This window comes from Diplocloster agilis (assembly GCF_019042275.1).
GTDB lineage: Bacteria > Bacillota > Clostridia > Lachnospirales > Lachnospiraceae > Diplocloster > Diplocloster agilis.
Window position 1 is genome coordinate 74,337 of the sequence record NZ_JAHQCW010000006.1, and the last position, 23,603, is coordinate 97,939.

The 23,603-nt window shown below is 49.5% G+C and carries 24 protein-coding genes; 8 read left to right on the top strand and 16 right to left on the bottom strand.

Going from position 1 to position 23,603, the window contains the following annotated elements; translation table 11 throughout:
* Positions 1–21: 21 nt before the first annotated feature.
* From KTH89_RS05410 to KTH89_RS05425, 4 genes are read right to left on the bottom strand one after another with little or no spacing between them, the layout of a single operon-like run.
* Positions 22–894 (bottom strand): sensor histidine kinase, encoded by an 873-nt coding sequence (locus tag KTH89_RS05410; protein WP_238720958.1) that lies wholly within the window; start codon positions 892–894, stop codon positions 22–24.
* Positions 895–900: 6 nt separating this feature from the next.
* Positions 901–1,578, bottom strand: coding sequence for a response regulator transcription factor (locus tag KTH89_RS05415; protein ID WP_238720959.1), 678 nt, complete (start codon positions 1,576–1,578; stop codon positions 901–903).
* Positions 1,579–1,594: 16 nt separating this feature from the next.
* Positions 1,595–2,968 carry an MATE family efflux transporter gene (locus KTH89_RS05420; RefSeq protein WP_238720960.1) on the bottom strand — a complete coding sequence of 458 codons (1,374 nt, stop codon included), beginning with the start codon at positions 2,966–2,968 and terminating at the stop codon, positions 1,595–1,597.
* Positions 2,969–2,979: 11 nt separating this feature from the next.
* Positions 2,980–3,237 carry a TfoX/Sxy family protein gene (locus KTH89_RS05425; protein WP_158342839.1) on the bottom strand — a complete coding sequence of 86 codons (258 nt, stop codon included), beginning with the start codon at positions 3,235–3,237 and terminating at the stop codon, positions 2,980–2,982.
* A gap of 194 nt (positions 3,238–3,431) precedes the next feature.
* On the opposite strand from KTH89_RS05425, the gene sdaAB reads away from it, so the two are divergent.
* Together sdaAB and sdaAA are read left to right on the top strand one after the other, a co-directional pair.
* Complete coding sequence (sdaAB, locus tag KTH89_RS05430) at positions 3,432–4,103, top strand: L-serine ammonia-lyase, iron-sulfur-dependent subunit beta (RefSeq protein ID WP_158342770.1); 672 nt, start codon at positions 3,432–3,434, stop codon at positions 4,101–4,103.
* Positions 4,100–4,975 carry an L-serine ammonia-lyase, iron-sulfur-dependent, subunit alpha gene (gene sdaAA, locus KTH89_RS05435; protein ID WP_408639956.1) on the top strand — a complete coding sequence of 292 codons (876 nt, stop codon included), beginning with the start codon at positions 4,100–4,102 and terminating at the stop codon, positions 4,973–4,975. Before sdaAB ends, sdaAA begins: the two co-directional genes overlap by 4 nt.
* Positions 4,976–5,196: 221 nt before the next feature.
* On the opposite strand, the gene KTH89_RS05440 is transcribed toward sdaAA, so the two are convergent.
* Positions 5,197–6,327, bottom strand: coding sequence for an aldo/keto reductase (locus tag KTH89_RS05440; RefSeq protein ID WP_238720962.1), 1,131 nt, complete (start codon positions 6,325–6,327; stop codon positions 5,197–5,199).
* 497 nt (positions 6,328–6,824) lie between these two features.
* Here KTH89_RS05440 and KTH89_RS05445 point away from each other — a divergent pair, with 497 nt between their 5' ends.
* A complete protein-coding gene (locus tag KTH89_RS05445; protein ID WP_158342773.1) occupies positions 6,825–7,463 on the top strand; it encodes a TetR/AcrR family transcriptional regulator in 639 nt (212 codons plus the stop codon).
* Positions 7,464–7,586: 123 nt separating this feature from the next.
* The gene (locus tag KTH89_RS05450; RefSeq protein WP_238720963.1) at positions 7,587–8,825 is read left to right on the top strand and encodes an MFS transporter; all 1,239 of its coding nucleotides are present in this window, start codon (positions 7,587–7,589) and stop codon (positions 8,823–8,825) included.
* Here the strand turns inward: KTH89_RS05450 and KTH89_RS05455 are convergent.
* The 3 genes from KTH89_RS05455 to KTH89_RS05465 all read right to left on the bottom strand — a co-directional run bounded on the left by KTH89_RS05455 (position 8,822) and on the right by KTH89_RS05465 (position 13,069).
* Positions 8,822–10,156, bottom strand: a complete 1,335-nt coding sequence (locus KTH89_RS05455; protein WP_238720964.1) for an MATE family efflux transporter — start codon at positions 10,154–10,156, stop codon at positions 8,822–8,824. The genes KTH89_RS05450 and KTH89_RS05455 overlap by 4 nt on opposite strands.
* Before the next feature lie 202 nt (positions 10,157–10,358).
* Positions 10,359–12,134: a diguanylate cyclase domain-containing protein gene (locus KTH89_RS05460; protein WP_238720965.1), complete on the bottom strand. Its 1,776-nt coding sequence runs from the start codon at positions 12,132–12,134 to the stop codon at positions 10,359–10,361.
* A 50-nt stretch (positions 12,135–12,184) separates the two neighbouring features.
* Positions 12,185–13,069, bottom strand: a complete 885-nt coding sequence (locus tag KTH89_RS05465) for a LysR family transcriptional regulator (protein ID WP_238720966.1) — start codon at positions 13,067–13,069, stop codon at positions 12,185–12,187.
* Positions 13,070–13,307: 238 nt separating this feature from the next.
* Between KTH89_RS05465 and KTH89_RS05470 the strand changes: the two genes are divergently transcribed.
* Positions 13,308–13,883, top strand: a complete 576-nt coding sequence (locus KTH89_RS05470; RefSeq protein ID WP_238720967.1) for a chromate transporter — start codon at positions 13,308–13,310, stop codon at positions 13,881–13,883.
* Entirely contained in the window at positions 13,880–14,434 is a 555-nt protein-coding gene (locus KTH89_RS05475) for a chromate transporter (RefSeq protein ID WP_238720968.1), read from the top strand. Before KTH89_RS05470 ends, KTH89_RS05475 begins: the two co-directional genes overlap by 4 nt.
* A gap of 6 nt (positions 14,435–14,440) precedes the next feature.
* Here the strand turns inward: KTH89_RS05475 and KTH89_RS05480 are convergent, their stop codons facing one another.
* Positions 14,441–16,156, bottom strand: coding sequence for a hypothetical protein (locus KTH89_RS05480; RefSeq protein ID WP_238720969.1), 1,716 nt, complete (start codon positions 16,154–16,156; stop codon positions 14,441–14,443).
* 245 nt (positions 16,157–16,401) lie between these two features.
* Here KTH89_RS05480 and KTH89_RS05485 point away from each other — a divergent pair, with 245 nt between their 5' ends.
* Positions 16,402–17,682 (top strand): Gfo/Idh/MocA family protein, encoded by a 1,281-nt coding sequence (locus tag KTH89_RS05485; RefSeq protein WP_238720970.1) that lies wholly within the window; start codon positions 16,402–16,404, stop codon positions 17,680–17,682.
* A gap of 125 nt (positions 17,683–17,807) precedes the next feature.
* Here KTH89_RS05485 and KTH89_RS05490 read toward each other — a convergent pair whose 3' ends face one another.
* From KTH89_RS05490 to KTH89_RS05515, 6 genes are all read right to left on the bottom strand, one after another.
* Positions 17,808–18,011: a cold-shock protein gene (locus KTH89_RS05490; RefSeq protein WP_158342780.1), complete on the bottom strand. Its 204-nt coding sequence runs from the start codon at positions 18,009–18,011 to the stop codon at positions 17,808–17,810.
* Positions 18,012–18,542: 531 nt separating this feature from the next.
* A complete protein-coding gene (locus KTH89_RS05495; protein WP_158342781.1) occupies positions 18,543–18,758 on the bottom strand; it encodes a hypothetical protein in 216 nt (71 codons plus the stop codon).
* Between the two features lie 140 nt (positions 18,759–18,898).
* On the bottom strand, positions 18,899–19,369 hold the full coding sequence (locus KTH89_RS05500) for a GNAT family N-acetyltransferase (RefSeq protein ID WP_275061752.1): 471 nt from the start codon (positions 19,367–19,369) through the stop codon (positions 18,899–18,901).
* A 1-nt stretch (position 19,370) separates the two neighbouring features.
* Positions 19,371–20,099 (bottom strand): hypothetical protein, encoded by a 729-nt coding sequence (locus KTH89_RS05505; RefSeq protein ID WP_238720971.1) that lies wholly within the window; start codon positions 20,097–20,099, stop codon positions 19,371–19,373.
* Positions 20,100–20,110: 11 nt separating this feature from the next.
* Positions 20,111–20,962: an ATP-binding cassette domain-containing protein gene (locus KTH89_RS05510; protein WP_238720972.1), complete on the bottom strand. Its 852-nt coding sequence runs from the start codon at positions 20,960–20,962 to the stop codon at positions 20,111–20,113.
* Positions 20,959–21,327 (bottom strand): GntR family transcriptional regulator, encoded by a 369-nt coding sequence (locus KTH89_RS05515; protein ID WP_158342785.1) that lies wholly within the window; start codon positions 21,325–21,327, stop codon positions 20,959–20,961. The genes KTH89_RS05510 and KTH89_RS05515 overlap by 4 nt, the downstream gene beginning before the upstream one ends.
* An 846-nt stretch (positions 21,328–22,173) precedes the next feature.
* On the opposite strand from KTH89_RS05515, the gene KTH89_RS05520 reads away from it, so the two are divergent.
* Positions 22,174–22,503 carry a hypothetical protein gene (locus KTH89_RS05520; RefSeq protein ID WP_158342789.1) on the top strand — a complete coding sequence of 110 codons (330 nt, stop codon included), beginning with the start codon at positions 22,174–22,176 and terminating at the stop codon, positions 22,501–22,503.
* Positions 22,504–22,972: 469 nt separating this feature from the next.
* On the opposite strand, the gene KTH89_RS05525 is transcribed toward KTH89_RS05520, so the two are convergent.
* Positions 22,973–23,578: a cytidylate kinase-like family protein gene (locus KTH89_RS05525; RefSeq protein WP_238720973.1), complete on the bottom strand. Its 606-nt coding sequence runs from the start codon at positions 23,576–23,578 to the stop codon at positions 22,973–22,975.
* Positions 23,579–23,603: the final 25 nt, after the last annotated feature.

Below are 23,603 nucleotides of genomic sequence, written 5' to 3' on the forward strand. Positions count from 1 at the left end.
TTTCCACAATCTTTCCAAATTCTAAGAATTTCCCAAAGATTTTGGCAGGAATATCGAAAACTCTGATCCCTTCTCCGGGCCGGATACCGCTTTCAGATATCCGCCCTGCTTCTCTATGATACTTCTGGACAGGTACAGGCCGATTCCCACGCCTTCCTTTTCCCGCACATCCTTCCCCCGGTAAAATCTCTGGAAAATTTGTCCAAGCTCATCCTCACGGATACCAATTCCATGATCCACCACACATATCCGCACGAACATCTCATATTCCCGAATACCAACCCGGATCGTATCCCCCTCTTGGGTATATTTTACCGCGTTGTCCAACAGATTATACAGGGCCTCGGAGGTCCATTTTCGGTCAAAAACCGCTGTAATCTCCCTCTCTTTCAACGAATCCTGTTCTTCTATCACGATTTGGATTTGTTTTTCCCAGGCTCTGGGCTCTATGGCCGCCGCCGCATCGAATACCATAGGTCCCGCCGGCTGCAAAACCGGCTGCATTTTCAGGATACCGCTCTCCAGACGGGATGCCATCACCAGAGATTGGATCAGGAAGTCCAGCTTTTCCGCCTGTCCTTTCACCGCCGCAACCAATCTGCCCGCATCCTTTGGCATTCCTTCCTTTTCTTCCAGAAGCTGTGTATACAGCAGAATATTCGACAGCGGGGTCCTGGTCTGATGGGAAATATCCGATACGAGACTCTGAAGATTCTGGCGCTCTTCCTGAATCTCCCGGGCAGACTGCCGGGAAGCGCTGAGGTATTGTTTCCATCTGGTTTCCAGCCTGGAGAGCTCGCTCTCGTCATAGCGGCTCTCTAAAAACTCCCCCTCCATCGCCTGATCCAGCATCTCATTCAGCCGCCGGTAGACGCGTCCCATTCTGGGTTCCATCTCTTCTCACTCCTCCCTCCACACATAGCCGATCCCATATACCGTCTGTATAAAGGAGGGACGGCCCGCGTCCTCCTCAACCTTGTGCCGTAACCGGTTCATGGCCACGGACAGCGCGTTTTCCTCCACAGAATCAGCCGCATTCTCCCACACGCTTTCCAGAAGCTGCCGTCTGGTCAGAATCTGTCCTTTATTCTTCACCAGAAGATATAACAGCTTCTGCTCCGTTCGGTTCAGCATGATCTCTCGACCGTGAATCATATAATACATTCTATGAAAATCAAACAAATATTCGCCTGTTTCGAACACATCCTGTTTTTGCGCGGGCTTTCTGCGCAAAAGAACATTGACCCGGGTTCTTAAGATCAGCAGGCTGAAGGGCTTCGTCACATAATCATCCGCCCCCATGGACAACCCCAGTATTTCATCACTCTCCAGATCATTGGCGGTCAGCATCAGAACCGGCGTCCCGGAGGACTCCCGCAGTTTCGATAGCAGTGAATACCCGCTGCCGTCCGGCAGATTTATATCCAGAATCACCAAGTCGAAAGTGCGCTTTCGAATCTGCCCCATTGCACTTTTTAATTCATAACACTTCGTAAAAAGATGACCGTCCCGCTCCAGCGCCAGCACGATCCCGTCGCTCAATGTGCGGTCGTCCTCTACCAATAATATAGAAGCCATAGAGTATCCACCTAACTTACTTTACCTTTTCCAACTCTTTTTCCTGTTCCCTTTTGCGCAGCATCGGCGGAACAAAATGGGCAAACAGGCATCCCGTCATCACAGCGGCCGCCAGATCCACGATCGGTTCCGAAAAAAAGACTGCCTCCGCGCCGAAGAACATGGGCAGGAATATAACCAAAAGCAAAAAGGAACATTTTCGGAACATGGAACAAAACAGGGCCAGCTGTACATAGCCAAGGGCGGTCGTCTCATCCACCAGCGCGTACTGGACTGCCAGAGGCAGAATCATGAAGGTGAAAATTTTAATATAATGCACGGTCATGGACGCCACCTCCCCGTTGGAAGTAAAAAGCCGCACGAACAGGGGCGACAGCGTATAAGTCACCACCGTCATAACCAGGCAGAAAATCAGGCACAATCCGGTCACCGCACGGATCGCCTGTCTGATCCGGTTCGTATCGCCGGAACCGTAATTAAAGCTCACTACCGGCTGGCTCCCCAGCGTAATGCCTCCCATGGGCATGGAGATCAGCAGGAAATAGCTCTGCACGATCGTAGCGCAGGTTATCAGGATATCCCCTTTACCAGGCCCCGCGTATTTTTGGATCATGGTGTTGAGCAGGATCAAAAGAATACTGTCGGAGGCGATAATCAGGAACGGGGACAGGCCGAAACGGATAATCCGCTTTACAAACCGCATGGAAAATCCATTCAGATTCAGGCGGACCGGCATAGTTTTGCGCGTCAGAGCAAATAAAACAAAGGCGCAGGACGCAAGCTGGGAGATCACCGTCGCTATGGCCGCGCCGGCCACACCCATATGAAATACAAAGATAAACAGAGGGTCCAGCGCGATATTTAACGCCGCGCCCAGCACAACGGTAAGCATTCCCAGCCCCGAAAACCCCTGGCAGATCAGGAAACTGTTCATTCCCACAGCCATCAGCGCAAAAAAAGTGCCTGCCGCATAGATCGTCAGATAAGTATCCGCATAGGGAAAGGTCGCTTCACTGGCTCCAAACCACATAAGCAGATAATCTTTCGAAAGCAGAAGCGCCACAGTCAGCACCAGCGAAATTACGACCAGCATCAGGAATCCGCTGGACATAAACTGTTCCGCCTCTTTTTTCTTCCCCGCTCCCATCCGCATAGCCATATTCGGGGAACCCCCAAGGCCTACCAGCGAACCAAAAGAAGTCAGGAAAGTCACGATAGGCCCGCACACGCCCACGCCGGCCAACCCCAGGTCTCCCACACCCGCGCCTATGTAGATTCTGTCCACGATGCTGTACAACACGCTCACCAGCTGCGCCAGCATCGTAGGCACAGCGAGACGAAGCACCAACCTTATAATCGGGTCGCTGCCAAGATCATTTGTTCTCTTCATATCTCCCACCATTACTTCTTTACCGATTTATAAAATTCCCGCAGTTCGTCCTTTTTTTCCTGCGAAAGCTGATGCCAGCGAATCCCCTCGATGGCCCCTTCCAGGGCGCACAGCCTGTTATAGCAGGCGGAATCGTCGATCCCCAGGATTTTCAGCCACACCTGCTTGCTGCCCGCTTCCCGAAGCTGTTCCGGTGTCGTAATGCCAACGTAAGCCAGCTGCTCTTCCAAGGCTTTTCCTATATTCGGCAACTTTCCCAACTCTCCCACATCATTTTCCTCCTTATCGCCAAAACATCTGTAATTTATCATACCTGATCTTTCTTTAAATAACAAGTGGAATGACTTTTTCCGGGGAGCCGCCCTTTACGGTGACTTTTACTTATGTTAGAATAACTTAAGATCGGAATGGAAAATATGTACGTTAGAGAAAGGCCGTCATAGTTGCGGTACCGGAGGTAAATATGAACCTGTTCGAAATTCTTGGCCCCGTTATGGTTGGACCGTCCAGCTCCCACACGGCAGGCGCCGTACGCATCGGCTACGTTACCCGAAAATTGTTAGGTGAAGAACCTGCTGAGATCGAAATGCTTCTTCATGGCTCCTTTGCAGCCACCGGGAAGGGGCATGGGACAGACTGCGCGCTGGTGGCCGGACTTCTTGGAATGCAGTCGGATGATATGCGGATTCCCACCAGCATGGAACTTGCAAAGGAGCGGGGGATCGCCGTGTCGATCGGGGAAATCCGCTTAAAAGACGCTCATCCGAATACGGTGGTGCTTAAGGTATCCGGTGTCTCCGGGAAATTTCTCCAGGTGGAGGGCTGTTCCCTGGGTGGCGGCCGCATCAGTATCCGGAAGCTGGACGGTATCAGAACGGACTTCACGGGGGATTCTCCCACCCTGATCGTGCAGCATATCGACCAGCCCGGGCATGTGGCGGAGATCACCTCCATGCTTGCCCACAAATCCGTCAATATCGCCACCCTGCATCTGTACCGGGACAGTAGAGGCGGCCGGGCGGTCATGGTGGTGGAAACCGACCAGCCCATACCCCAGACTGCGGTCCGCTGGGCGGAGCACCTGGAAGGCGTGCTCAAAGTAACCTATCTGAATACCAGCGAGGAGGACATGTGATGTTTGAAACCATAGAAGCGGCGCTGGCCGCATGCCGTGAAAAAGGGCTTCCGCTGTGGAGGCTGTTTCTGGAAGATGACTGCCGGGACCGGGGCGTCACCGCCGAAGCTTCCTTGAAGCAGATGCAGACGCTTTGGACCCGCATGAAGGAATCCGGGGACTCCTATGACGGGGCGCTCCGCTCCAAAAGTGGATTAAGCGGCGGAGACGGCGCGAAGATGGCCGCATATATCCAAAAGGAAGATTCCCTGTCCAACGGCCTGATCGGCGAGATCATTGCGCAGGCTCTTCAAATGGGGGAATCCAACGCCTGTATGCGCCGGATCGTCGCCGCGCCAACTGCCGGGTCCTGCGGTGTGCTGCCCGCTCTTTTACTGCCCCTGTACCGACGTAAGCTGGCGGATGACCGGCAGGTCATCGAGGCTCTGTACACAGCCGCCGGATTCGGACAGGTCGTAGCCACCCGCGCCACGATCGCCGGAGCGGAAGGCGGCTGTCAGGCCGAGGTGGGGACCGCCTCCGCTATGGCGGCGGCCGCTCTCGTCACCCAACAGGGCGGAACACCGGAAATGGCAGCCCATGCACTGGCAATGGCATTGAAAAACCTGCTGGGCCTGGTCTGCGATCCGGTGGCAGGACTCGTGGAAGTCCCCTGCGTTAAGCGCAATGTCATAGGGGCGGTAAATGCCTTTTCCGCGGCCCAGATGGCTTTGGCCGGGATCGAAAGCCGCATACCGGCGGATGAAGTGATTGACGCCATGGCCGATATCGGCACTCTACTGCCCTCCTGTCTCAGAGAAACCGGACAAGGCGGATTGGCGGCTACCAGAACCGGCTGCGACATAGCCAGGGAACTTCATGCAAAACCCTGAGATTACCGTATAATCCTTTAAAGTCAATAACACAACAAAGGGATGTGTCTTGGACACATCCCTTTGCACATTTTTATGAGGGGGGGAGATAGTGAGTGTGTGATCAACTATCTGATATTTATTATAAAGGTGAAATATGTTTAAAGTGTGTCTATATTATAAAAGAATTCGAAAATTTCTAAAAAATTTATAAATTACATGAATTGTCTATAACATTCCCATCAATTGCCGCCGGCCGCGAAATCCCGTATCTCTTCCATCTTATCCGGGATCTGGATATGCTGGGGACAATGCTCCATACACTTACCGCATCGCACACAATGCTGCGCCTGTTTTTCTTCCTCCAGATAACCATACGTGGAGCGGAAGGAATTTTCATTATGATCGATCCGGTACTGATTATATATAGCAAAGACTTTCGGGATATCCACCCCGGCCGGACAATCCATACAGTATCTGCAGCCGGTACAGGGAATCGTCCCGGACGACCGGTAGATATCCAAGGCCTCCGTAAGCACCTCCCGCTCTCTTTGTGTAAGCGGTTTAAAATCCGTCATCGTCTTCACATTGTCCTGTACCTGCGCCAAATCGGACATACCGCTTAACACGGTCATAACGCCCGGTAAGGATGCAGCAAACCGGACCGCCCAGGACGCCGTACTCAATTCCGGGTTCTCCTTTTTCAGAACTTCCGCCGCCGGCTCTGAAAGGCCGGCCAGGCTTCCCCCCCGCACCGGCTCCATGACCACCACCGGAATCTGATGGCTTTTTAGGATCTCATACTGGGTTTTCGCATCCTGCAGTTCCCAGTCCAGATAGTTCAGCTGGATCTGGGCAAAATCCCATTCGTACCGATCTGTCACCTGTCTTAGCAGAGCGGGCTTATCGTGGAAGGAAAATCCCAGGCGGCGGATCTTTCCCTCTTCTTTTTTCTTTTTCAGGAACTCATAGACATGGAATTTTTCCACGATTTCCAGATGTTCCCTGCAAATATTATGTACCAGGTAAAAGTCAAAATAGTCCACCTGACAGCGTTTTAACTGATCCTCAAAAATCCGTTCCACATCTGATTCGGACTTTAACATCCACGGCGGCATCTTGCTGGCCAGGTGGAAGCTCTCCCTGGGATACCTCTTTAACGCTTTTCCCACAAAGGGCTCCGACAGCCCCTCATGATAAGGATAAGCCGTATCAAAATAATTTACCCCATGCTCATGGGCATAGTCAAACATCTCCAATGCCCTTTTCTCGTCAATCTCCTGCTTTTCCTCACAGATTCTCGGAAGCCTCATGCATCCAAAACCCAGCAGTGAAATTTCCTCTTTGATGCTCTCAAAATATCTGTTTTCCATATATCCCTCTCCTATTCCAATCTTATTGATATTCTAAAATACCATATTTTAACACCACAACTTTTTATAGCTATGAGCACTTGCGGCTGCTTTTTAGCCGCTTATGTGCGATGCATAAAAAATAGTCAGCGAGGCTTTTTCGAGCGCTACTATTTTTTATAGCTATGAGCACTTGCGGCTGCTTTTTAGCCGCTTACGTGCGATGCATGAAAAATAGTCAGCGAGGCTTTTTCGAGCGCTACTATTTTTTATCGCTATGAGCACTTGCGGCTGCTTTTTAGCCGCTTATGTGCGATGCATGAAAAATAGTCAGCGAGGCTTTTTCGAGCGCTACTATTTTTTATTATCATAGCACTTAAACTTTGCTCTAAGTCAAGCATTTTTCCAATTTTACCCTAAAATGTAATAGTTAATTCTTGCATTCTTCTATTGACACCTCCCCTTTCTGTGTGTTATGTTATACATACCAAACGAATGTATGTAAAGGAAGTGAATCCATGGCAAGAAATAAACACCCGGAAGAAACCATCGAACGGATTCTGGACGTGTCTTTCAAGCTGTTTATGGAAAAAGGTTACGAACAGACGACTATACAGGATATCGTGGATGAACTCGGCGATTTGAGCAAAGGCGCTATTTACCATCATTTCAAATCAAAAGAAGATATTATCAACGCCGTGATCTCCAGAAGCACAACGTATGATCTGCTCATCACGGAGATCATTTCCCGGGAAGATTTAAACGGCCTGGAAAAATTAAAACTGATGATCCGCAAATCCCTGGATTCCAAAGAACAGACGGAATTCGCCCAGGCTGTCCCCAATTTATTAAAAAATCCGAAGTTCCTGGCGGAGCAGCTTCATGACTCCGTAGAGATTATCGCACCGGCGCTGGAACCCTTTATCCAGGAGGGAATCGACGACGGCTCCATTCATTCAAAGTATCCCCATGAATTGGCGCAGGCACTGATGATTCTGCTGAATTTATGGCTGAATCCTATGGTTTTCAGCGATTCCAAAGAGGACGTCCGCAACAAATTCCGGTTTCTGAAAGATATGACGGAGAGTCTTGGCATCCCCCTGCTGGATGACGATATGCTGGATCTGCTGACCGTCTATACGGATTATCTTTTATAGAGAAATTTATTCGGAAATATGGGATTGCCCTTCGGGGCATATTCTTTTAAGCCTTTACATACCAAACGTCGGTATCTATATTGTAAGAAAATTATAAGGAAATGATTAAAGGAGGATTTACTCTTGAACAAGAACAGACTTTTTCACCGCGACTTTACGCTGGTGGTGATCGGCCAGATTATCTCTTTATTTGGAAATGCGATCCTGCGTTTCGCGCTTCCCCTCTATCTATTGAATATTACGGGCTCCTCTTCTATCTACGGCACAGTGCTGGCTTTATCCATGATACCGATGATTCTGCTCTCCCCGGTCGGCGGCATCATCGCAGACCGGGTTAACAAACGAAACATCATGGTAATCTTGGATTTTACTACCGCTGCCCTGGTTCTTATCTTCACACTGGCCATGTCGCAGATGAATCTGGTCCTGCTGATGACCATCACCATGATGCTTTTGTGCGGAATCCAGGCCGCCTACCAGCCCGCGGTCCAGGCCAGCATGCCGGCGCTTGCAAGTCCCGAACACCTGCTTTCTGCCAATGCGGTCATCAATCAGGTCAGCTCCCTGGCCGGACTTTTAGGCCCGATCATCGGAGGCATCCTGCTGAGTTCCTTCGGGCTTACCCCGATCCTTGTGCTTGGGATCTTTTGCTTTACCTGTTCCGCGATTATGGAAATCTTTATCCATATCCCTTTTGAGCGGCAGCCCGTCAAAACAAGTATGCTGACCAAGGCGCTCTCCGATTTCCGGGAAAGCGTTTCCTACATCCGCAAGGATAACCCGACCATTTTTAAAGTTATGATGATCGTCGCAGTCTTCAACCTTTTTCTCACTTCCATGCTGATTGTCGGGTTTCCGGTGCTCATTACACAGACTCTGGGATTATCATTAAAGCTGTGCGGTTACGCAGAAGGCGCACTGGCCTTCGGCGGCCTGTGCGGAGGAATTCTGACCGGCATACTCTCCAAAAAACTTCAGGTGTCCAATTCCCATCTGCTCCTGCTGGCCGCCACTATCTTCACATTGCCGGTCGGGATTGCCCTGTTACTTCAAGCACCTGCCATGGTAACCTATCTGATTATCACGGTATGCAGCTTTTTGCTGATGGCAAGCGCCACCATGTTCACCGTGCAGACCCTGTCCTATCTGCAGAGCGTAACCCCGCCCCATCTGATCGGAAAAGTAATCTCTTTCGCCATGACGCTGTCCATGTGCGCACAGCCGGTCGGCCAGGGAATGTACGGTTTCCTGTTTGATCTGCTGAAAGACCAGACCTGGGTGATCCTTTTGGGTACGGTACTGATCTCCGCCGTTGTCACTATCTTATCCGCCAGAGTATTCCGAACTTTGAAAAATTCTTAATTTTCCGGTATCTGCTTGCGGCTTACGTACCATAGGAATCCGGCCGCAAGCACTGCCGTACCTGCTTCCGTGACCGGGTAAGAGATCCACACTCCGGTCATGCCGAAGAAATGGGCCAGCAGACACACCAGCGGTATGATGCCAACGCATCCCCGGATGATCGAGACCGCGAAGGACTGTTTCGGCATCTCTGTGGCGCTGAAATAGGACGCGGCTAATATATTCAGGCCCGCGAACAAAAACGCGGTGAAATAAAGTTTTAATCCTGACACAGCCAGCTGCTTAAGATGCAGATCGTTGTCCCGGTTAAAGATCATAACCAATCCGTCCGCAAATCCAAAAGTCAGCAGATAGATAAGAACGGCGAATCCCAGAGCCGTCATGATCCCCAATCTCAGGATTTTCCCGGCGGCGCGGGTATTTCCCTTTCCGTAGTTTGTGCTGACGATCGGCTGTATTCCCTGGGCGATCCCGGTAAATATCGCGATGACCACCAACGCCAGATTCGCAATGACCCCAAATGCGGCTACTCCGGTATTTCCTTCCAACTGAAGAATGACCATATTAAATACAATAATCACGATGCCGGATGAAACCTCTGTGATCAGAGCCGACATACCCAATGCGCAAATATCCAAAAGTATTCTGCCCCGCATGCGGCAGCGGCAGATATGAAATCCGTTCCTGCGCCGGATCAGATGTACGGACAGAACGCCGATACTGACAACCGGCGCCAGTCCGGTTGCGAACGCAGCGCCGAACATTCCCATTTGAAAAGGAAATATAAAGATATAATCCAGCAGAATGTTCGATAAACTGCCGGCCAGCATTGCGCTCATGGCCAGCCGTGGACCGCCGTCGTTTCGAATAAAGGCAATGAGAATATTATTCATAAGAAAGAAAGGCGCAAAACTCAAAATGGTCTTCAGGTATATTCTGGTCATTTCATAGGTTTTTCCTTCTCCCCCCATCAAAGCGGCAATCGGACCGCTAAACCCCGCGCCTGCCACCGCAAACAAGGTTCCCAGAATCAGCCAGAGCAGGCAAGCGTGGGTAAAGACAGCATTGGCCGCGCCGTCTTTTTTCTGGGCTTTGTGAATCGAGTATTTTGTAGCTGCGCCGACTCCTGTCATCAGGCCCGCTCCGTTTAAAAAGCTGTAGATCGGAATCGCCAGATTCAGCGCCGTCAGGCCGTCCGCTCCCAATCCTCTGGAAATAAAAAAGGTGTCCGCCAGGATATAGCAGGAAAGCCCCAGCATTCCTAATACATTCAGGCTTACATATTTGCCGAAATCCTGGGTAAGGGAATCCGTGTTCTGTTTGATTTTCATATTGTCCTCCCGCCTTTACTCAGCTGTTTCTTTATGAAAGCGAATAAAAGCGCCCGATTTTCCCGCCTTCAAAGGCCTAACGGCAGGAAACCCGAACGCTTATTTTTAATCTCTGAACCCGGCGGCGCAGAGATAAGCTTTTCCTATATTTTTATTGTTCTCTTTATCGATCTTTCCTATGACAGATCTGTTGCGCTACTTCTTACGGGTTCTCTTCTTTACCGTCCGCCCAGAAAGAATATTTGCCCTTTCCCTGGTTCTTAGCCTCATACAGCGCATGATCCGCACATTGATACAAACCGTCGTAGCTTAACGCATCCTCCGGATACAGCGCGATTCCGATACTGCAGGTAACCGGTGCGGGGACCCGCTCCAGCCTATGTATCTGACTGATATGAAACAAAATCGCCTCCGCCTTGTCCGCCGCTGTCTGCCGGCTGTCGATATCCTCCATAAACACCAGAAATTCATCGCCGCCGATCCTACCCAAAACGTCACTGGAACGGAACAGTTTTCTAAGCTGGTCCGACACCTCACACAGCACCCGGTCCCCGTAATAATGCCCGTACTGATCGTTAATATGTTTAAAATTATCCAGATCCAGAATCATAAAGGCATGTGCGGTTCCCACCCTATGCTCCCTGATACACCGAAGAATCCACTCTTCGGCCGCCTTCTTATTCAGCAGCCCGGTCAGGCTGTCCTTAAGCGACCGCTCCAGCAGCTTCATGGTGTTCTTCTTTTCCTGATCAATGTCTGCGATCACGCCCACGGCTTTTAACGGCTTCCCTTCCTCATCATACTGGGTCGTAGCCCGTATCCGGCACCACCGGTATATTCCGCTTATATTTTTGATCCTGAATTCCGCCTCGGAATAGGGTACTCCCGCTGCCGTATCTTGCATGATCTTTACGAAAGCCTGCACATCCGCGTCGTGGATATTGGCGGAAGAAGGGATTTTCCGGCTGATCCGGCTTTTGATCGGCTGATAACCGAACTTTTTCTGCCAGTTCGAAGAAAAATCAAGCGTATCCTTACGGATATCCCATTCGAATATAATATCGGTCGCCTGGTTCATGATCACCTGATGCCGCTCCAGGCTAAGACGCAGCGCCTCCTGCTCCTGCCTTCTCTGGGTAATATCAATCATCATGCAGTAAAAGGTCTGCGTACCGTCATAGGACTTTGCCAGTTTTCCCCTATCCAGGACCCAGCGGACTTTCCCGTTTTTACAGATAACCCGGTATTCCATCTCCACGGTATTCCCCATACTCAACTGACGCTTCAGGCTTTTTATCACCTCTTCCCGATCAGCAGGATAGATAAGATCCAGGAACCGGTCGTTGAAATTTTCCTTAACCTCCTGCCTGGTGTAACCCAGAATCGAAAGAAAGCTCTCACTCATGGATAACAGGGTTAGATGCGCGTCATTGCGGCATCTGTGGACACCGCCGGGTGTATTCTCCGTAAGCTCTTCCAGCTCCTCGTTCCGGGCTTTTAACTCAAGCGCCGTCTGTTCCATCCGCTGCTTCATATTCCGCCGGTCGGTCAGGTTGTTTTTTGATACGAAAAAACGGTTCGGTTCCTGATCCAGATTCGGATCAGAGAGATGGAGATGTATCAGTTTCATGCCCTTCGGCGTATTCCTGCACAGGGCGCTGACCCGGTGGTGCAGATCCGCCATATTCCGGCTTCCGGCGCGGGCTCTTAATTCTCCGTATACCAGACAGTCGCTCTCGTTTAACGGCACAGCCGTATAGTTTGATCCCGATATGACAAAAGAACCGGGATACTCCTGTTTTTCCCGGGCGAAAGCCTGTCTGGCTTCCTGAAGCCCCCTGCACATCTCGTTTTCACCGGTTCCGATCCAGCTGGTATCTTCAGTCATCATAGCCAGGACGTTTTCGTGATCTCTGCGTTCAAAATATAATGTTTGCATTCGTTCAATAAATTCAAGCGCGTTCTGCTCCAGAGACATTCCCTACCTCCTGTGTGCCAGTTCATTTTATTTATAAAAATTGTAACCTTTTATTCCGCACGCTTACTCATGGTTTTCACTACCCGTATCCATGACTGCATCGGCGCAGTGAGAAACTTATCTTTATGATATACGAGATGATTCGTATTTGCAAGCCTCCATTTGCGTATGTGAACCTCCGCCACGGTCCCTCCGCGGATCTTTGACTCTGCCAGCACATCCGGCAGAACGCTGACACCCAGATTGCGTTCCACCGCCCGGATGAGAACCTGGCTGTTCACGCTGGTCCAGGCCGGCTTCGCCGTCAGATTATGGACTCTTAGCATACTGTCAAAGGTATCCCTGATGGCGCTTCCCGGCTCTCTTAACAGCAATGGGTATTCCAGGAATTCTTCCAGCTCTGCTTCCCTTCCCGCCAGCGGGCATACAGTTGCGCATACGGGAATCAGCCGGTAAGAGGAGAACGGTATCCGTATCAGTTCCTCCTGTTCCATCGGTCCCTCGATCAATGCCAGGTCAATTTCATGCTTTAATAATTGTCCGGTAATCTCTCTCGCCTGCGCTACCGATACCTGAACCGGAACCTCCGGACAGACAGCCCGGAATTCTTCCATGATAAGCGGCAGCCAGTGGTATCCGATGGTAATATTGGAACCAATCCGAAGAGTTGCCTGCTCCTCCAGCTTCTGCGCTCCATTTTCTAATTCTTCATACATTTCCAGAACACGGGATGCCTTCTCCAAAAACAGCTTTCCCGTTTCATTCAGATAGATTTTTCTGGAGATCCGGTCAAATAATTCACAGCCCGCTTCCTGTTCTAACTCGCTAATCGCATGAGATACCGCGGGCTGGGTCATATAAAGAGCCTGCGCCGCCCTGGTGATGCTTCCCTGCCTGCACACGGTCTGGAAAATACGCAGATGCCTGATCGTCATCCTCTCCTTCACTCCTTTCTCATTCATTACTATTTAGTTATGGATTATATAAAATAATACCATTTTACTTATGTTATAACAACCCTTATACTGAATAAGAGTTTCGCTTGTGAAACTACGCCTGCGGCGGGCCGTGTAAGCGGCACCTTTCTTTCCGCCGCAGTGCGGTATAGAAGATCCAATGACGGAATCCTTTGATTTGCATGATGTATTAAAATTCAGAAAGGAATACTGGCTTATGAAATCCAATACCTTCAAGAATCTGCCGTGGCTTTTCGGCATTCATTTTTTTATCAGCGCCTTTACCTTTGGCGGCGGTTACGTGGTCATCCCCATGATCCGCAGATATTTTGTAGAAAAAAAGCAGCTCTTCTCCGAAGAAGAACTGCTGGAAATGGCCGCTATCGCCCAGTCTTCCCCCGGAGCCATAGCGGTAAACCTCTCGGTCCTCTCCGGCTACCGGACGCTTGGCCGGCTGGGAGCCGCGGTGAGCTGTATCGCCTCGGTCCTGCCTCCCCTGCTGCTGATCTCCATGATATCCATTGGCTATGACGCCTTTAGCAGCAGCCGCGTGGTCTCTGCTATACTCAAGGGCATGGAGGCCGGCGTAGCCGCCCTGATCGTAGATATGACCATCGATATGTGCCGGACCATCTTCCGGGAGCGCAGGCTGATACTTACCCTGCTGGTTCCCGCCACGTTTCTGGCCAGCAGTGTTTTTCATATCAATGTCTGTCTTCTGATCCCAGGAAGCGCCCTTCTTTGCCTTGCGGAGTGCAAGATCCGGGAACAGGTAAGGAGGCGTGTATCATGACCGGACGGCTTTTATCTTTACTTTATTCCTTCCTGCAAATCGGTTTTTTCAGTATCGGGGGCGGCTATGCCACGATACCGCTTATCCGCCAGCAGGTCATCGACCTGCACGCCTGGCTCACCTTACAGGAATTCACCGATATCATAACGATTTCCCAGATGACCCCCGGCCCGCTGGCCGTGAACACTTCCACTTTTGTAGGAATGCGTATTGCGGGCTTAGGCGGCGCGGTGGCCGCCACCTTCGGCTGTATCATTTCCGGGTATCTCATATCTCTTTTTTTATACCGTTTTTTTAAAAAGCATCGGCAGACCAGCTGGATACAGCCGGTCCTAAGCGGCCTAAAATCAGCCTCCGTAGGTCTGATCGCATCCTGTGCGCTGACCATTGCGTCCCTGGCTTTCCAAAGCGATACCAAAACTTTGGGCCTTCCTCTGAATCTGACCGCTGTAGGGCTGTTCTCGCTCTCCTTTTTTGCCCTGCGGAAATGGAAAATCCATCCCATTTTGTTGATGGCCCTTTGCGGGCTGGCGGGCATATTTCTGTATTAACCTTTATCACAGACTGCGGAATTCCCCGCTTAGGATATTGACCTGATAAGTTCCGATGGTGGTTATCAGCCCTTGTGAGCTGTCCAGATCACCGGAAGGAAGCTGGACCAGCCAAAACCGGTAATTTTTCAGATCCTGGGCGATTCCATCATAGTAAAGGAACGTATTGGTTTCTGCGTCCAGCAGATATCCCGGGAAGTTTTCGTCCCTGCTTTTTACCGCTTTGGGATAATCGGAAAGAAGGGCATTTTTATAAAGTTTCTCCGCGGCGTCCGCCGGGCTCAGCCTGTTTACATACATGTAGGTCGTGTCATATCTGCCCGGTATGAAAAAGTGATACGCCGGTTCGGCGGAAAGATCCACCGGATTCCCCTTCCTCTGATCCAGCCCCTGCGATCCATCCGCGTCATTGTATAGGATCAATGCCAGATATGCCCCTTCTCCTCTCATGAGACGGATCCGGTACCGCATCGTTGTGCTCCCGCCCTCAGGCGGGCTTCCCTGATTGCCGGGTGTTACCGCCAGCTCGGTTGTCTCCAGGGAAAGCAGGCAGTCTTTTTTATCTCCGGCTGTCAGCGCGCACTGATTGAGCTGTACCCGCACGTCCACCCCGTTCACGGCGTAATCCATTCGTTCTGCCTTCAGGGCCAGGAGGGCGATCCAGTAGAGATTATCCGAATCGCTTTCTATCTTGATTATTCCATCCTGGGGAACCATACCGGAAAGGGTGGGATCTTCGCTGAGGAAATTTTTCATCTGCGCAATGGCGCTCTCTTCCATCTCCTCCTGCGTCGGCATCTCTTCCTCGGGCAGAACCGCCTGTTCTATTTCCGGCGTGGTGCAGAACATCTCGATTGGGGCCGTCCGATCCATGGATACCTGACAGAGCGTAACAGTCCCGCCTCTGCTGATCAGGCCGCTGTCCGAGAGACTGCAGTCTTCGTTTAAGATAATATTATAGCGTGGCAGCCCGTTGTTACAAAGCGCCAGCGCCAGGGTCCCGAACTGCACACAGTCCCCATAGGCATAGGTCTCCTGAAAACCCGCGTTTCCCACGGTAATTCCGTCCTTATTAGCCGTCATAAACCATCCGGCCGTGTTCTTATCCCCCATGGTCCATTTTCCCTGTATCACCGCTCCCACCTGGTAATAACTGATTCCGTTGCCGCGGTCCCCGTAGGTGGCGATATACTGATGAACCTGCTGATCCGTAGACTCATAGGTGACGGCGCACACATCATCCGCCAGCCATTGGAATTTCATGTCGTTCTTCACGGTATAGGAAAACTGCTGCTGTTTTCTCGCAAACAGATAAAAACGGGTCCGGTACTCAAAGATCTGTCCGGACTCCTCCTCTCCTTTCAGAACCAGCAGATGTTTGTAATCCGGGGAAAAGCTCACCTTCACCAGAGATTCCCTGGTGAAAAAGGAAGGCAGAATCAGCAGGCCGACTACAAAGGTGGCAAGCACTGCCGTAAGCAGACCTATCCTCACCCCCCTGTTCCACCATAAAAAGCATGTAAACCCCAACAGGCAGAACCCGATTCCAATCGTGATGATCCAGACCGGTATCCAATCCGTCGTAAATTCGTAGCCCCGGGGCCGGACCAGCAGCAGATATACTCCTTGCAGCGCTGCCGCAGCCAGCGTTACCATAAAGCACAGAATCCCGAATACAACATGCGCGCAGGAATGCTCCCGCAATTTATGTTTCTCTGTCATCGTAATCCTTCTTCCTTTCAGAAATAATTACATATGTAATATTTTGATCCATCTTATTTTACCACATTATGTTTAAATATGTTAACGTTTTTTATTTTTTCGTGAAATCATCAATTAATAAAATGTTTTTAATATTTATTGACATCCATCTGCATAAATACTAGAATTTAAACAGACTTACCTTATTTTTGTTACACCAGGAAATAAACCGAACGTAAATTTGAACTAAGAAAGCGAGAGATTTTATGAATAAACCATTGCGCATGATTGTGGTCGGCATGGGGGCCAGGGCTATGATATATGCCAGGGAAGCTTTGCTGCATCCCGATCTTTTCTGCATTGCCGGTGTTGTGGATGTCAATTTAGACCGGATACGCACCGCGCAGCAATTGTTCCGGATCCCGGACTCTCATTGTTTCACTTCCGTGGAAGAACTGACCGCCGTTCCCAGATTCGCAGATGCCGTCATCAATGGCACAATGGACCCCCAGCATGTGGCAACGACCATACCGCTGCTCCGGCATGGATATGATGTCCTTTTGGAAAAACCATTTGCCGTGAATCAAAAGGAAGCGGATCTGCTGCTGCGCTGTGCAGACGAAACAGGCCGTATCGTTATGGTTTGCCATGTGCTGCGCTATGCGCCTTTTTACAGGGAAATTCAGGAAGTGCTCAACAGCGGGGAAATCGGAAAAGTCATACATATTCACATGAATGAGCAAGTCAGCTATTTTCATGAATCTGTGTCTTATGTGCGGGGAAAATACGCCTCGCCCGAGCTGTGCGGCTCCGGTATGCTCTTATCGAAATGCAGCCATGATCTCGACATTATGGCATGGCTCATGAAAGGAAATTTGCCAAAGACGGTTTCCAGCGTTGGTTCCGTCATACAGTTCCTGCCGGAAATGGCGCCGGAGCATGCCGGCACCCACTGTCTGCTCAACTGTCCTGCGGAACGGGACTGCATATACTCCGCCAAAAGGCTGTATATCGAGAATCCCCAGCGCTGGGCAAATAATATCTGGCATGACATTGGTGCCAACTCTCCCACAAAAGCAGAAAAAATAAGGCTTCTCCGCAACATAGACAATCCTTACAGCCGCTGCGTGTACCGCTGCGGGCTAAAAATTGTCGATCATCAGTCCATCCTGATTCAATTCTCCGACGGGGCGACCGGTACTTTCTCTATGAACGGCGGAGCCTCCGCTTCCGCAAGAAATATTCACATCACCGGCACCAAAGGCGAGATTATCGGAAATTTTGAAAGCGAATCTTTTACCGTACACAAGATAGCGCCCGAAAGTCCGGGCGGACGAACCAGCCGGATCATTGACGTATCTAAGGATCAGCATGGCAATCCCCACGGTAACGGAGACCAGGCTATCGTGCAAGATTTCCTCTTTATATTGAAGGGAGAACCATGCTCTTCCTGCTGCACGACCTTAGCGGATTCCATGGTAGGACATAAACTTGTTTTTCTGGCAGAGGCTTCCAGGGAAAAGGGCGGTGAAATCCAAAGATATTAGATACGGTTTCGGGAAATTCCCGGGCCCGGCGGGAAACACGGAAAACAGGCAAACACAGAAAAAAGAAAAGAAGAAAAAAATGACTTCGGAAGGCTCTTCCGAAGTCATTTTCCTTGTCGGCTTAATTAAGCAACGCAGACGTTAACTGCCTGAGGTCCGCGGTTTCCGTTCGTAATATCAAACGTTACGCTCTGTCCTTCTTCCAGGCTCTTGTATCCATCTCCGGCAATACCGGAAAAATGTACGAATACATCTTCTCCGCCGTTATCGTTGGTGATGAAGCCATAACCCTTCTGTGCATTAAACCATTTTACTGTACCTTTGTTCATGAAAGATACCTCCTAAAATAAAATATTTGTATTCCGGGTGAAAAAAAATCACATATTTTTGTAAAGCATCCAATAAATCGATGACTTACAAAAATATGTGAATCTAATCAACCTATCAATACCAAAATTAGAATAGCATATCTGCACAAAAAAGTCAAATAAAAAATCCTACTTTTACCAAAATTTATGGATAAAATTGGGGTGGGGCTATGGTCCGGAGTGGCGGGACCGCAGAGGGGCCTTGGGGGAGGGGCGCAAACGGATCGGGCGCGGTATCGCTTCGGCCAAGCCTAAGAACGGGTAACTCCGAAGTAGGCGAAACCTTTGATTCGCAGGACCCGGGGCAAACTCGCCTAAGGACGGCTCAAACAGTGCCCCGGGTCCTGCCAGGTTTCGTCCTCTTCTGCGTAACCCGTTCTAAGGCTTGGCCTCAAGCGATTCCGCGCCCGATCCGTTTGCGCCCCTCCCCCAAGGCCGCTTACGCGGCCCCGCCACTCCTGCTTTTGGTGCCTGCCCGGAATTCTTTTTCTTTTATTCTGCTTTCTCTGCTTTCTCTACTTTCGGTTTTTTATCTTTTACATCCGCTACGTTGTTATTTCCATTATGATTACCGCAATAGATTCCCTTTTTAATCGGTGCAAATAAAAATCCCAGCACCGAGCCCAAAAGATAGGCGTTCAATAACATCAGCACTTTTTCCGATGTCGACCAGTCTCTTTTTAGAAACATTTTAAATCGGATCAGCATAGCTTCTCCTCCTTTCCTTCTCTATCTCTGATTATCACGCCGGGATACAATTCTTGTCAAGGTTTTCATGTGCGATATTTTTCCCGATATTTTCAAAGCAATTTTTAAAGGAAAGAAGCGGGTACAAGCTTCAAATCCGGTTATGGCAGATTGCAGATCATGATGTATTCCTGATCATTTTCATCCATGATTTCAAAGCCAACTTTTTTGTACATTGAGACAGCATAATTGTCTTTCTGAACCGCAAGGGAGGTTGCTGCGTAACCCTGTTTTCTTAAAAGAAGAAGCATCTCTTTCATTAGTTCGGTGCCAATGCCCTTTCCCCTGTACTGGGGATAGACGGAAACCGCAAATTCAGGGACAGAGTCACCCACATGGCCGAAGGCCTGAATGCAGCGGACCCAGCAAGCGCCTACAACATAGCCGCCAACCTCTGCCACCAGGCAATGATCATCTTTTTTTGAGCCGAACCGGTCAATATAAACCCATATGGATGCGTCTTGGATCACTGTTCTCGGCAAAGGATTTTTTAGATCTCTTTGATAGATCGCCTCATATACGAAATCTGTCAAAAGCATAATTTCTTCATTTTTTATGGGTCTAATCTTCATATTAATTCTTTACCACCGCTCTTCGCATCAATAGCCAGCTAAGTCCGCTGAAGACGGCCGTGACCGCCAGTGCCGACAGCATACAAATATAGGGGCTTCCAAACTGCAGTCCGGTCGCGAACATAAGTACCCGGAGTATAGACAGAAAGATCACGCCGCCGAGCACCGTATCCACGATAGGAAGCAGTACAAAACACAGTACCGGCAATCCTACCGATATCAGAAGTTTCCAATGTTTATCCATCCGATAATAGGCGATCGTTATAAAATATCCCACCATCATAAAGGCAAAACAGCAGCAGAAAAGCAGCAGCAGATTCTCCAACACAACAAGGACCGGCGAAATGGAAGCCATGCGTTCCGTATACAATATCTCGTACAGAGTCCCTAACTGGATGTCACGATAGCCTATCCCCAGCTTGGCGACATTGCTTAAGACTACCAGAGCCACTGCCATAATCGCGCATACCGCACAGGTAGAGAGCAGCTTACCCGCAAATATGGTTTTCCGGGAAACCCCGTTTTGCAGAAACATCCCAAAGTTTTCCTTAAATGTATTCAAGCCAATAACAAAAAGAAAAATAAACGCGGAAATTTCCAGGCCGTTGGTGGTTCCCTGTAAACCAGGTATAAATAACATCAGAATCAGGATCAAAAGAATACCGCAAAATATAATCAGCGCTCTCGTAATATCCTGAAACTGGTATTTGACAGAAATTTTGATATTCATGTTCTCCCCTCCTAATCGTTCGTCATCTGAATAAATAATTTCTGGAGATCCAGCTTTGACACTTCCAGTCCCGCCGGCACTTCCTCTTTTTTGACACTGCCCAGCAGGTAAGCGGACTTAAGGCCGCCTAAAGTATCTTCACCCAGAAGCTTGCGACCCGCGGTATACCGGTCCACCAGCGCCGCGTTTCCGGATACCGTATATCCCTTCGACAGCAGCTCCTCCGTCGTCTCATCCCGTATAATTCTGCCATTCTTAATAATAATGATCTGTTCGATTACATTCGCCACCTCTTCGATCAGATGGGTGGAGATCACTATCGTACTGGGAGAATCACTGTACTTCTCAATCAAAAGCTTGTAAAACAGCTGGCGGTGATTGGCGTCCAGCCCCAGGACCGGCTCATCAAACAGTACATAGGGCGTATTTACCGCCATCGCAATGCAGATCTTAAAGATGGACTGATATCCCGTAGATAAATCATGGATTTTCTTTTTCGTCGGAAGCTGAAACAGCGACGCTGTTTTTTCCGCATAACCCTTGTCAAAATCCGGATAAAACTCCGCGCTCCATTGAAAGGCTTCCTTCACTTTCATTCCGGGCGGATAATAGCTCTGCTCGCTCATCAGATAGATTTTTCTCAAAACCCGGTCGTTCTCCACAGACGGTTCCCCGTCTACCAGGACTTCGCCCTCGTCCGCGAAAATCCGATTGGTAATCACATTCAATAACGTGGACTTTCCCGCTCCGTTCCTTCCGAGCAATCCATAAATCTTATTTTTCTGAAAGCAGATATTCACATGATCCAGGGCGGTAACATCGCCAAAGCGTTTGCTCACCTGTTTTATTTCTATTCCGCTCATCCCTCAAACCCTCTTTCTATTAAATTTACTATGTCCTGCGGTGACAGCTGCAATCTTTTTGCCTCATCCACCATAGTCCGGATATACCGGTCATAAAACTGCTCTTTTCTCTTCTCTCTCAATACCTGCACTGCCCCTTTGGATACAAACATCCCGACTCCTCTTTTCTTATACACAATTCCTTCCTCCACCAGTAGATTAATCCCCTTTAACGCGGTTGCTGGGTTGATCTGATAGGTAACAGAAAATTCCGTTATGGAAGGTATCTGACTTTCTTCGGGGAATGCCTGAGATAGAATGGCGTCCTCTATTCCTTCCGCTATCTGAATAAAGATCGGCCTCTCCTCTTCAAATTCTAACTTCATAAGATACCCCCTTTGGTCTTTCAGTTAGTTAGTTGAGTAATTAACTAATACAATAATAAACGATTACTTCTTATTTGTCAATAGAGATTTTGGGATTTTTTGAAAGGGGCCGGGGAGAGAGGGGCGGGGCGTGTTCTTTTGAAACCGGAGGGCGGCTCTCGCGGGGGCAAATCACTTCGGCCGGGCCTAAGAACGGCTAACTCCGAAGGCGGGAGAACCTCTTATTGGCAGGGCCCGGAACAAACTCGCCAAAGGACGGCTCGGACAGTGTTCCGGGCCCTGCGAGGTTCTCCCACCTTCTGCGTAAGTCGTTCTAAGGCCCGGCCTCAAGTGATTTGCCCCCGCGAGAGCCGCCCTCCGGTTTCAAAAGAACACGCCCCGCCCCTCTCTCCCCTACTTTACAAAAAGCGTTTTTCCAGTTTCTAAGAGAGAAATAAAAGTTGTATTTTGCTGGAGAATCCTTTGTTAAAATCTACTTTCCATCTATCTATATATTTCATAAGAGCCAACACATAGAGTAGGTGTTGAAAAAGGTACTGGCAAAGTCCCCGGTCATTAAGAACAATCCGCTGAATTTCCGGCGCAGGAGGGAAATAAAATAAGCGGCAGCTTCCACATTCAAGAGATACTGCCGCTTGAAATATCTGAATTGGGCAGAACCCGTCTTATCCACATATGTTATGGTGGCACTTGTTAAAATATGGTATTATCAAAATGATTAAACTTGTACTTTTGAGCGGTAATCAAAGGCCGTTTCATATTTTACGGCAGAGCAATAAACCAAAATTGAGGCGCCTTTAACGGATAAATCGAAATCAAAGCTTGGAATTTGAAGGAGGAATAGTAATGGATGGAAAAATAATTGGTTTTATAATTTGGTCTGCATTGGGTTTGCTATTTATCATATTAGCTGTTTACAGTTTATTTACGAAAAAACCAATGCGTTTTTGGGCGAATGCCGATGTCTTTGAGGTGACAGATATTAAAGCCTACAACAGAGCAATATCGAAATTATTTTCTTTATATGGCGTCGTGATTATTATACTTGGCTTGCCGCTTCTTTCCGGGCAAAATTCAGCATGGATATTATTATCCATTGTTGGACTAATGATCGCTAGTATTTTGTTAATGATCATATATACAAATCGAATAGAAAAGAAATATAGAAAAAGATAACTTCCTGTTTGTCCGGCCGATCTTTTGCTCCCAAGCACTGCCATACCACGCTCTTAAATTACTCCCCTACAGCACCAGCAACTCACACTTTTAGTAAAGCAGGGAGGAATACTGTGAGCGGGGCGTTCCGTGTCGGAGGCGTGGTCCGGGCGGAGGCGGAATTTCCCGGGAGACAGGGACAAGGAACCGGGCGGCGTATCGCTTGAGGGCGGACCCTGGCAGATCTTGTGGAGAAGGATTCGGAACCCTGCGGGTCCGGGGCACTGTCTGAGCCGAATGGCGAGTTTGCCCCGGACCCGCGAATAAAGGGTTCCGAATCCTTCGTAACTAGATCTGCCTGGGCCCGCCCGATGCGATACGCCGCCCGGTTCCTTGTCCCTGTCTCCCGGGAAATTCCGCCTCCGCCCGGACCATGCCCCCGTCACGGAATGCCCCGCTCACAGTATTCCTCCCGGCCCTCCCCAAAGTCTCATTCAACAAGTGCTTCCGCAATAATCTCCGCGCATTTTTCGTATCCCAGGTCCGAACTGTTCAGGCACAGATCGTAAGTTTCCATCCGCCCCCACTCCGTTGGGGCGAAGGAGTTGTAGTAGCTCTTACGTTTCATGTCTTTTCGTTTTATGTAGGATTCTATATTTTTCATGTCGATGTGATCGACTTCGTGGGCCCTTTTGATCCGGTCCTCCATGTTCGTCGCGTAAATGAAGACCCGAAGCGGTTTCCCGGTCTCCATCAGCGCCAGATCGGCGCACCGGCCGATGAAGACGGCCGGGTGCTTCTCCGATAACCTGCGGATGGTTTCGCATTCCGCCTGGAAGATCTCATAGGGTTCCATTACTTTTCCAAAATTCCGCGCATTTCCGGATGTCAGGACGGCCAGATTGTACAGCAGGCTGTCTGTCCGGATCTCATCTTTTTCCTTTAAGACTCCCGGGTTCAGGCCGTATTTTTCAGCGGCCAGAAGAACCAGTTCATAGTCATAATAGGGCATATCCAGTTTTTGGGACAGCAGCTTTCCGATCTCTCTGCCGCCGCTGGCGTATTGTCTGCCTATAGTGACGCTTCTGTTTAACATGTTGCTCCTTCCTTTCCTTCATGCA

Coding starts and splice junctions, on each gene's coding strand:
- KTH89_RS05415 (WP_238720959.1), bottom strand. CDS start 1,578: ATGGCTTCTATATTATTGGTAGAGGACGACCGCACATTGAGCGACGGG.
- KTH89_RS05460 (WP_238720965.1), bottom strand. CDS start 12,134: ATGTCTCTGGAGCAGAACGCGCTTGAATTTATTGAACGAATGCAAACA.
- KTH89_RS05465 (WP_238720966.1), bottom strand. CDS start 13,069: ATGACGATCAGGCATCTGCGTATTTTCCAGACCGTGTGCAGGCAGGGA.
- KTH89_RS05505 (WP_238720971.1), bottom strand. CDS start 20,099: ATGAATATCAAAATTTCTGTCAAATACCAGTTTCAGGATATTACGAGA.
- KTH89_RS05480 (WP_238720969.1), bottom strand. CDS start 16,156: ATGACAGAGAAACATAAATTGCGGGAGCATTCCTGCGCGCATGTTGTA.
- KTH89_RS05445 (WP_158342773.1), top strand. CDS start 6,825: ATGGCAAGAAATAAACACCCGGAAGAAACCATCGAACGGATTCTGGAC.
- KTH89_RS05440 (WP_238720962.1), bottom strand. CDS start 6,327: ATGGAAAACAGATATTTTGAGAGCATCAAAGAGGAAATTTCACTGCTG.
- KTH89_RS05490 (WP_158342780.1), bottom strand. CDS start 18,011: ATGAACAAAGGTACAGTAAAATGGTTTAATGCACAGAAGGGTTATGGC.
- KTH89_RS05470 (WP_238720967.1), top strand. CDS start 13,308: ATGAAATCCAATACCTTCAAGAATCTGCCGTGGCTTTTCGGCATTCAT.
- KTH89_RS05495 (WP_158342781.1), bottom strand. CDS start 18,758: ATGCTGATCCGATTTAAAATGTTTCTAAAAAGAGACTGGTCGACATCG.
- KTH89_RS05420 (WP_238720960.1), bottom strand. CDS start 2,968: ATGAAGAGAACAAATGATCTTGGCAGCGACCCGATTATAAGGTTGGTG.
- KTH89_RS05410 (WP_238720958.1), bottom strand. CDS start 894: ATGGAACCCAGAATGGGACGCGTCTACCGGCGGCTGAATGAGATGCTG.
- KTH89_RS05500 (WP_275061752.1), bottom strand. CDS start 19,369: ATGAAGATTAGACCCATAAAAAATGAAGAAATTATGCTTTTGACAGAT.
- KTH89_RS05475 (WP_238720968.1), top strand. CDS start 13,880: ATGACCGGACGGCTTTTATCTTTACTTTATTCCTTCCTGCAAATCGGT.
- KTH89_RS05520 (WP_158342789.1), top strand. CDS start 22,174: ATGGATGGAAAAATAATTGGTTTTATAATTTGGTCTGCATTGGGTTTG.
- KTH89_RS05455 (WP_238720964.1), bottom strand. CDS start 10,156: ATGAAAATCAAACAGAACACGGATTCCCTTACCCAGGATTTCGGCAAA.
- KTH89_RS05510 (WP_238720972.1), bottom strand. CDS start 20,962: ATGAGCGGAATAGAAATAAAACAGGTGAGCAAACGCTTTGGCGATGTT.
- KTH89_RS05485 (WP_238720970.1), top strand. CDS start 16,402: ATGAATAAACCATTGCGCATGATTGTGGTCGGCATGGGGGCCAGGGCT.
- KTH89_RS05525 (WP_238720973.1), bottom strand. CDS start 23,578: ATGTTAAACAGAAGCGTCACTATAGGCAGACAATACGCCAGCGGCGGC.
- sdaAB (WP_158342770.1), top strand. CDS start 3,432: ATGAACCTGTTCGAAATTCTTGGCCCCGTTATGGTTGGACCGTCCAGC.
- KTH89_RS05515 (WP_158342785.1), bottom strand. CDS start 21,327: ATGAAGTTAGAATTTGAAGAGGAGAGGCCGATCTTTATTCAGATAGCG.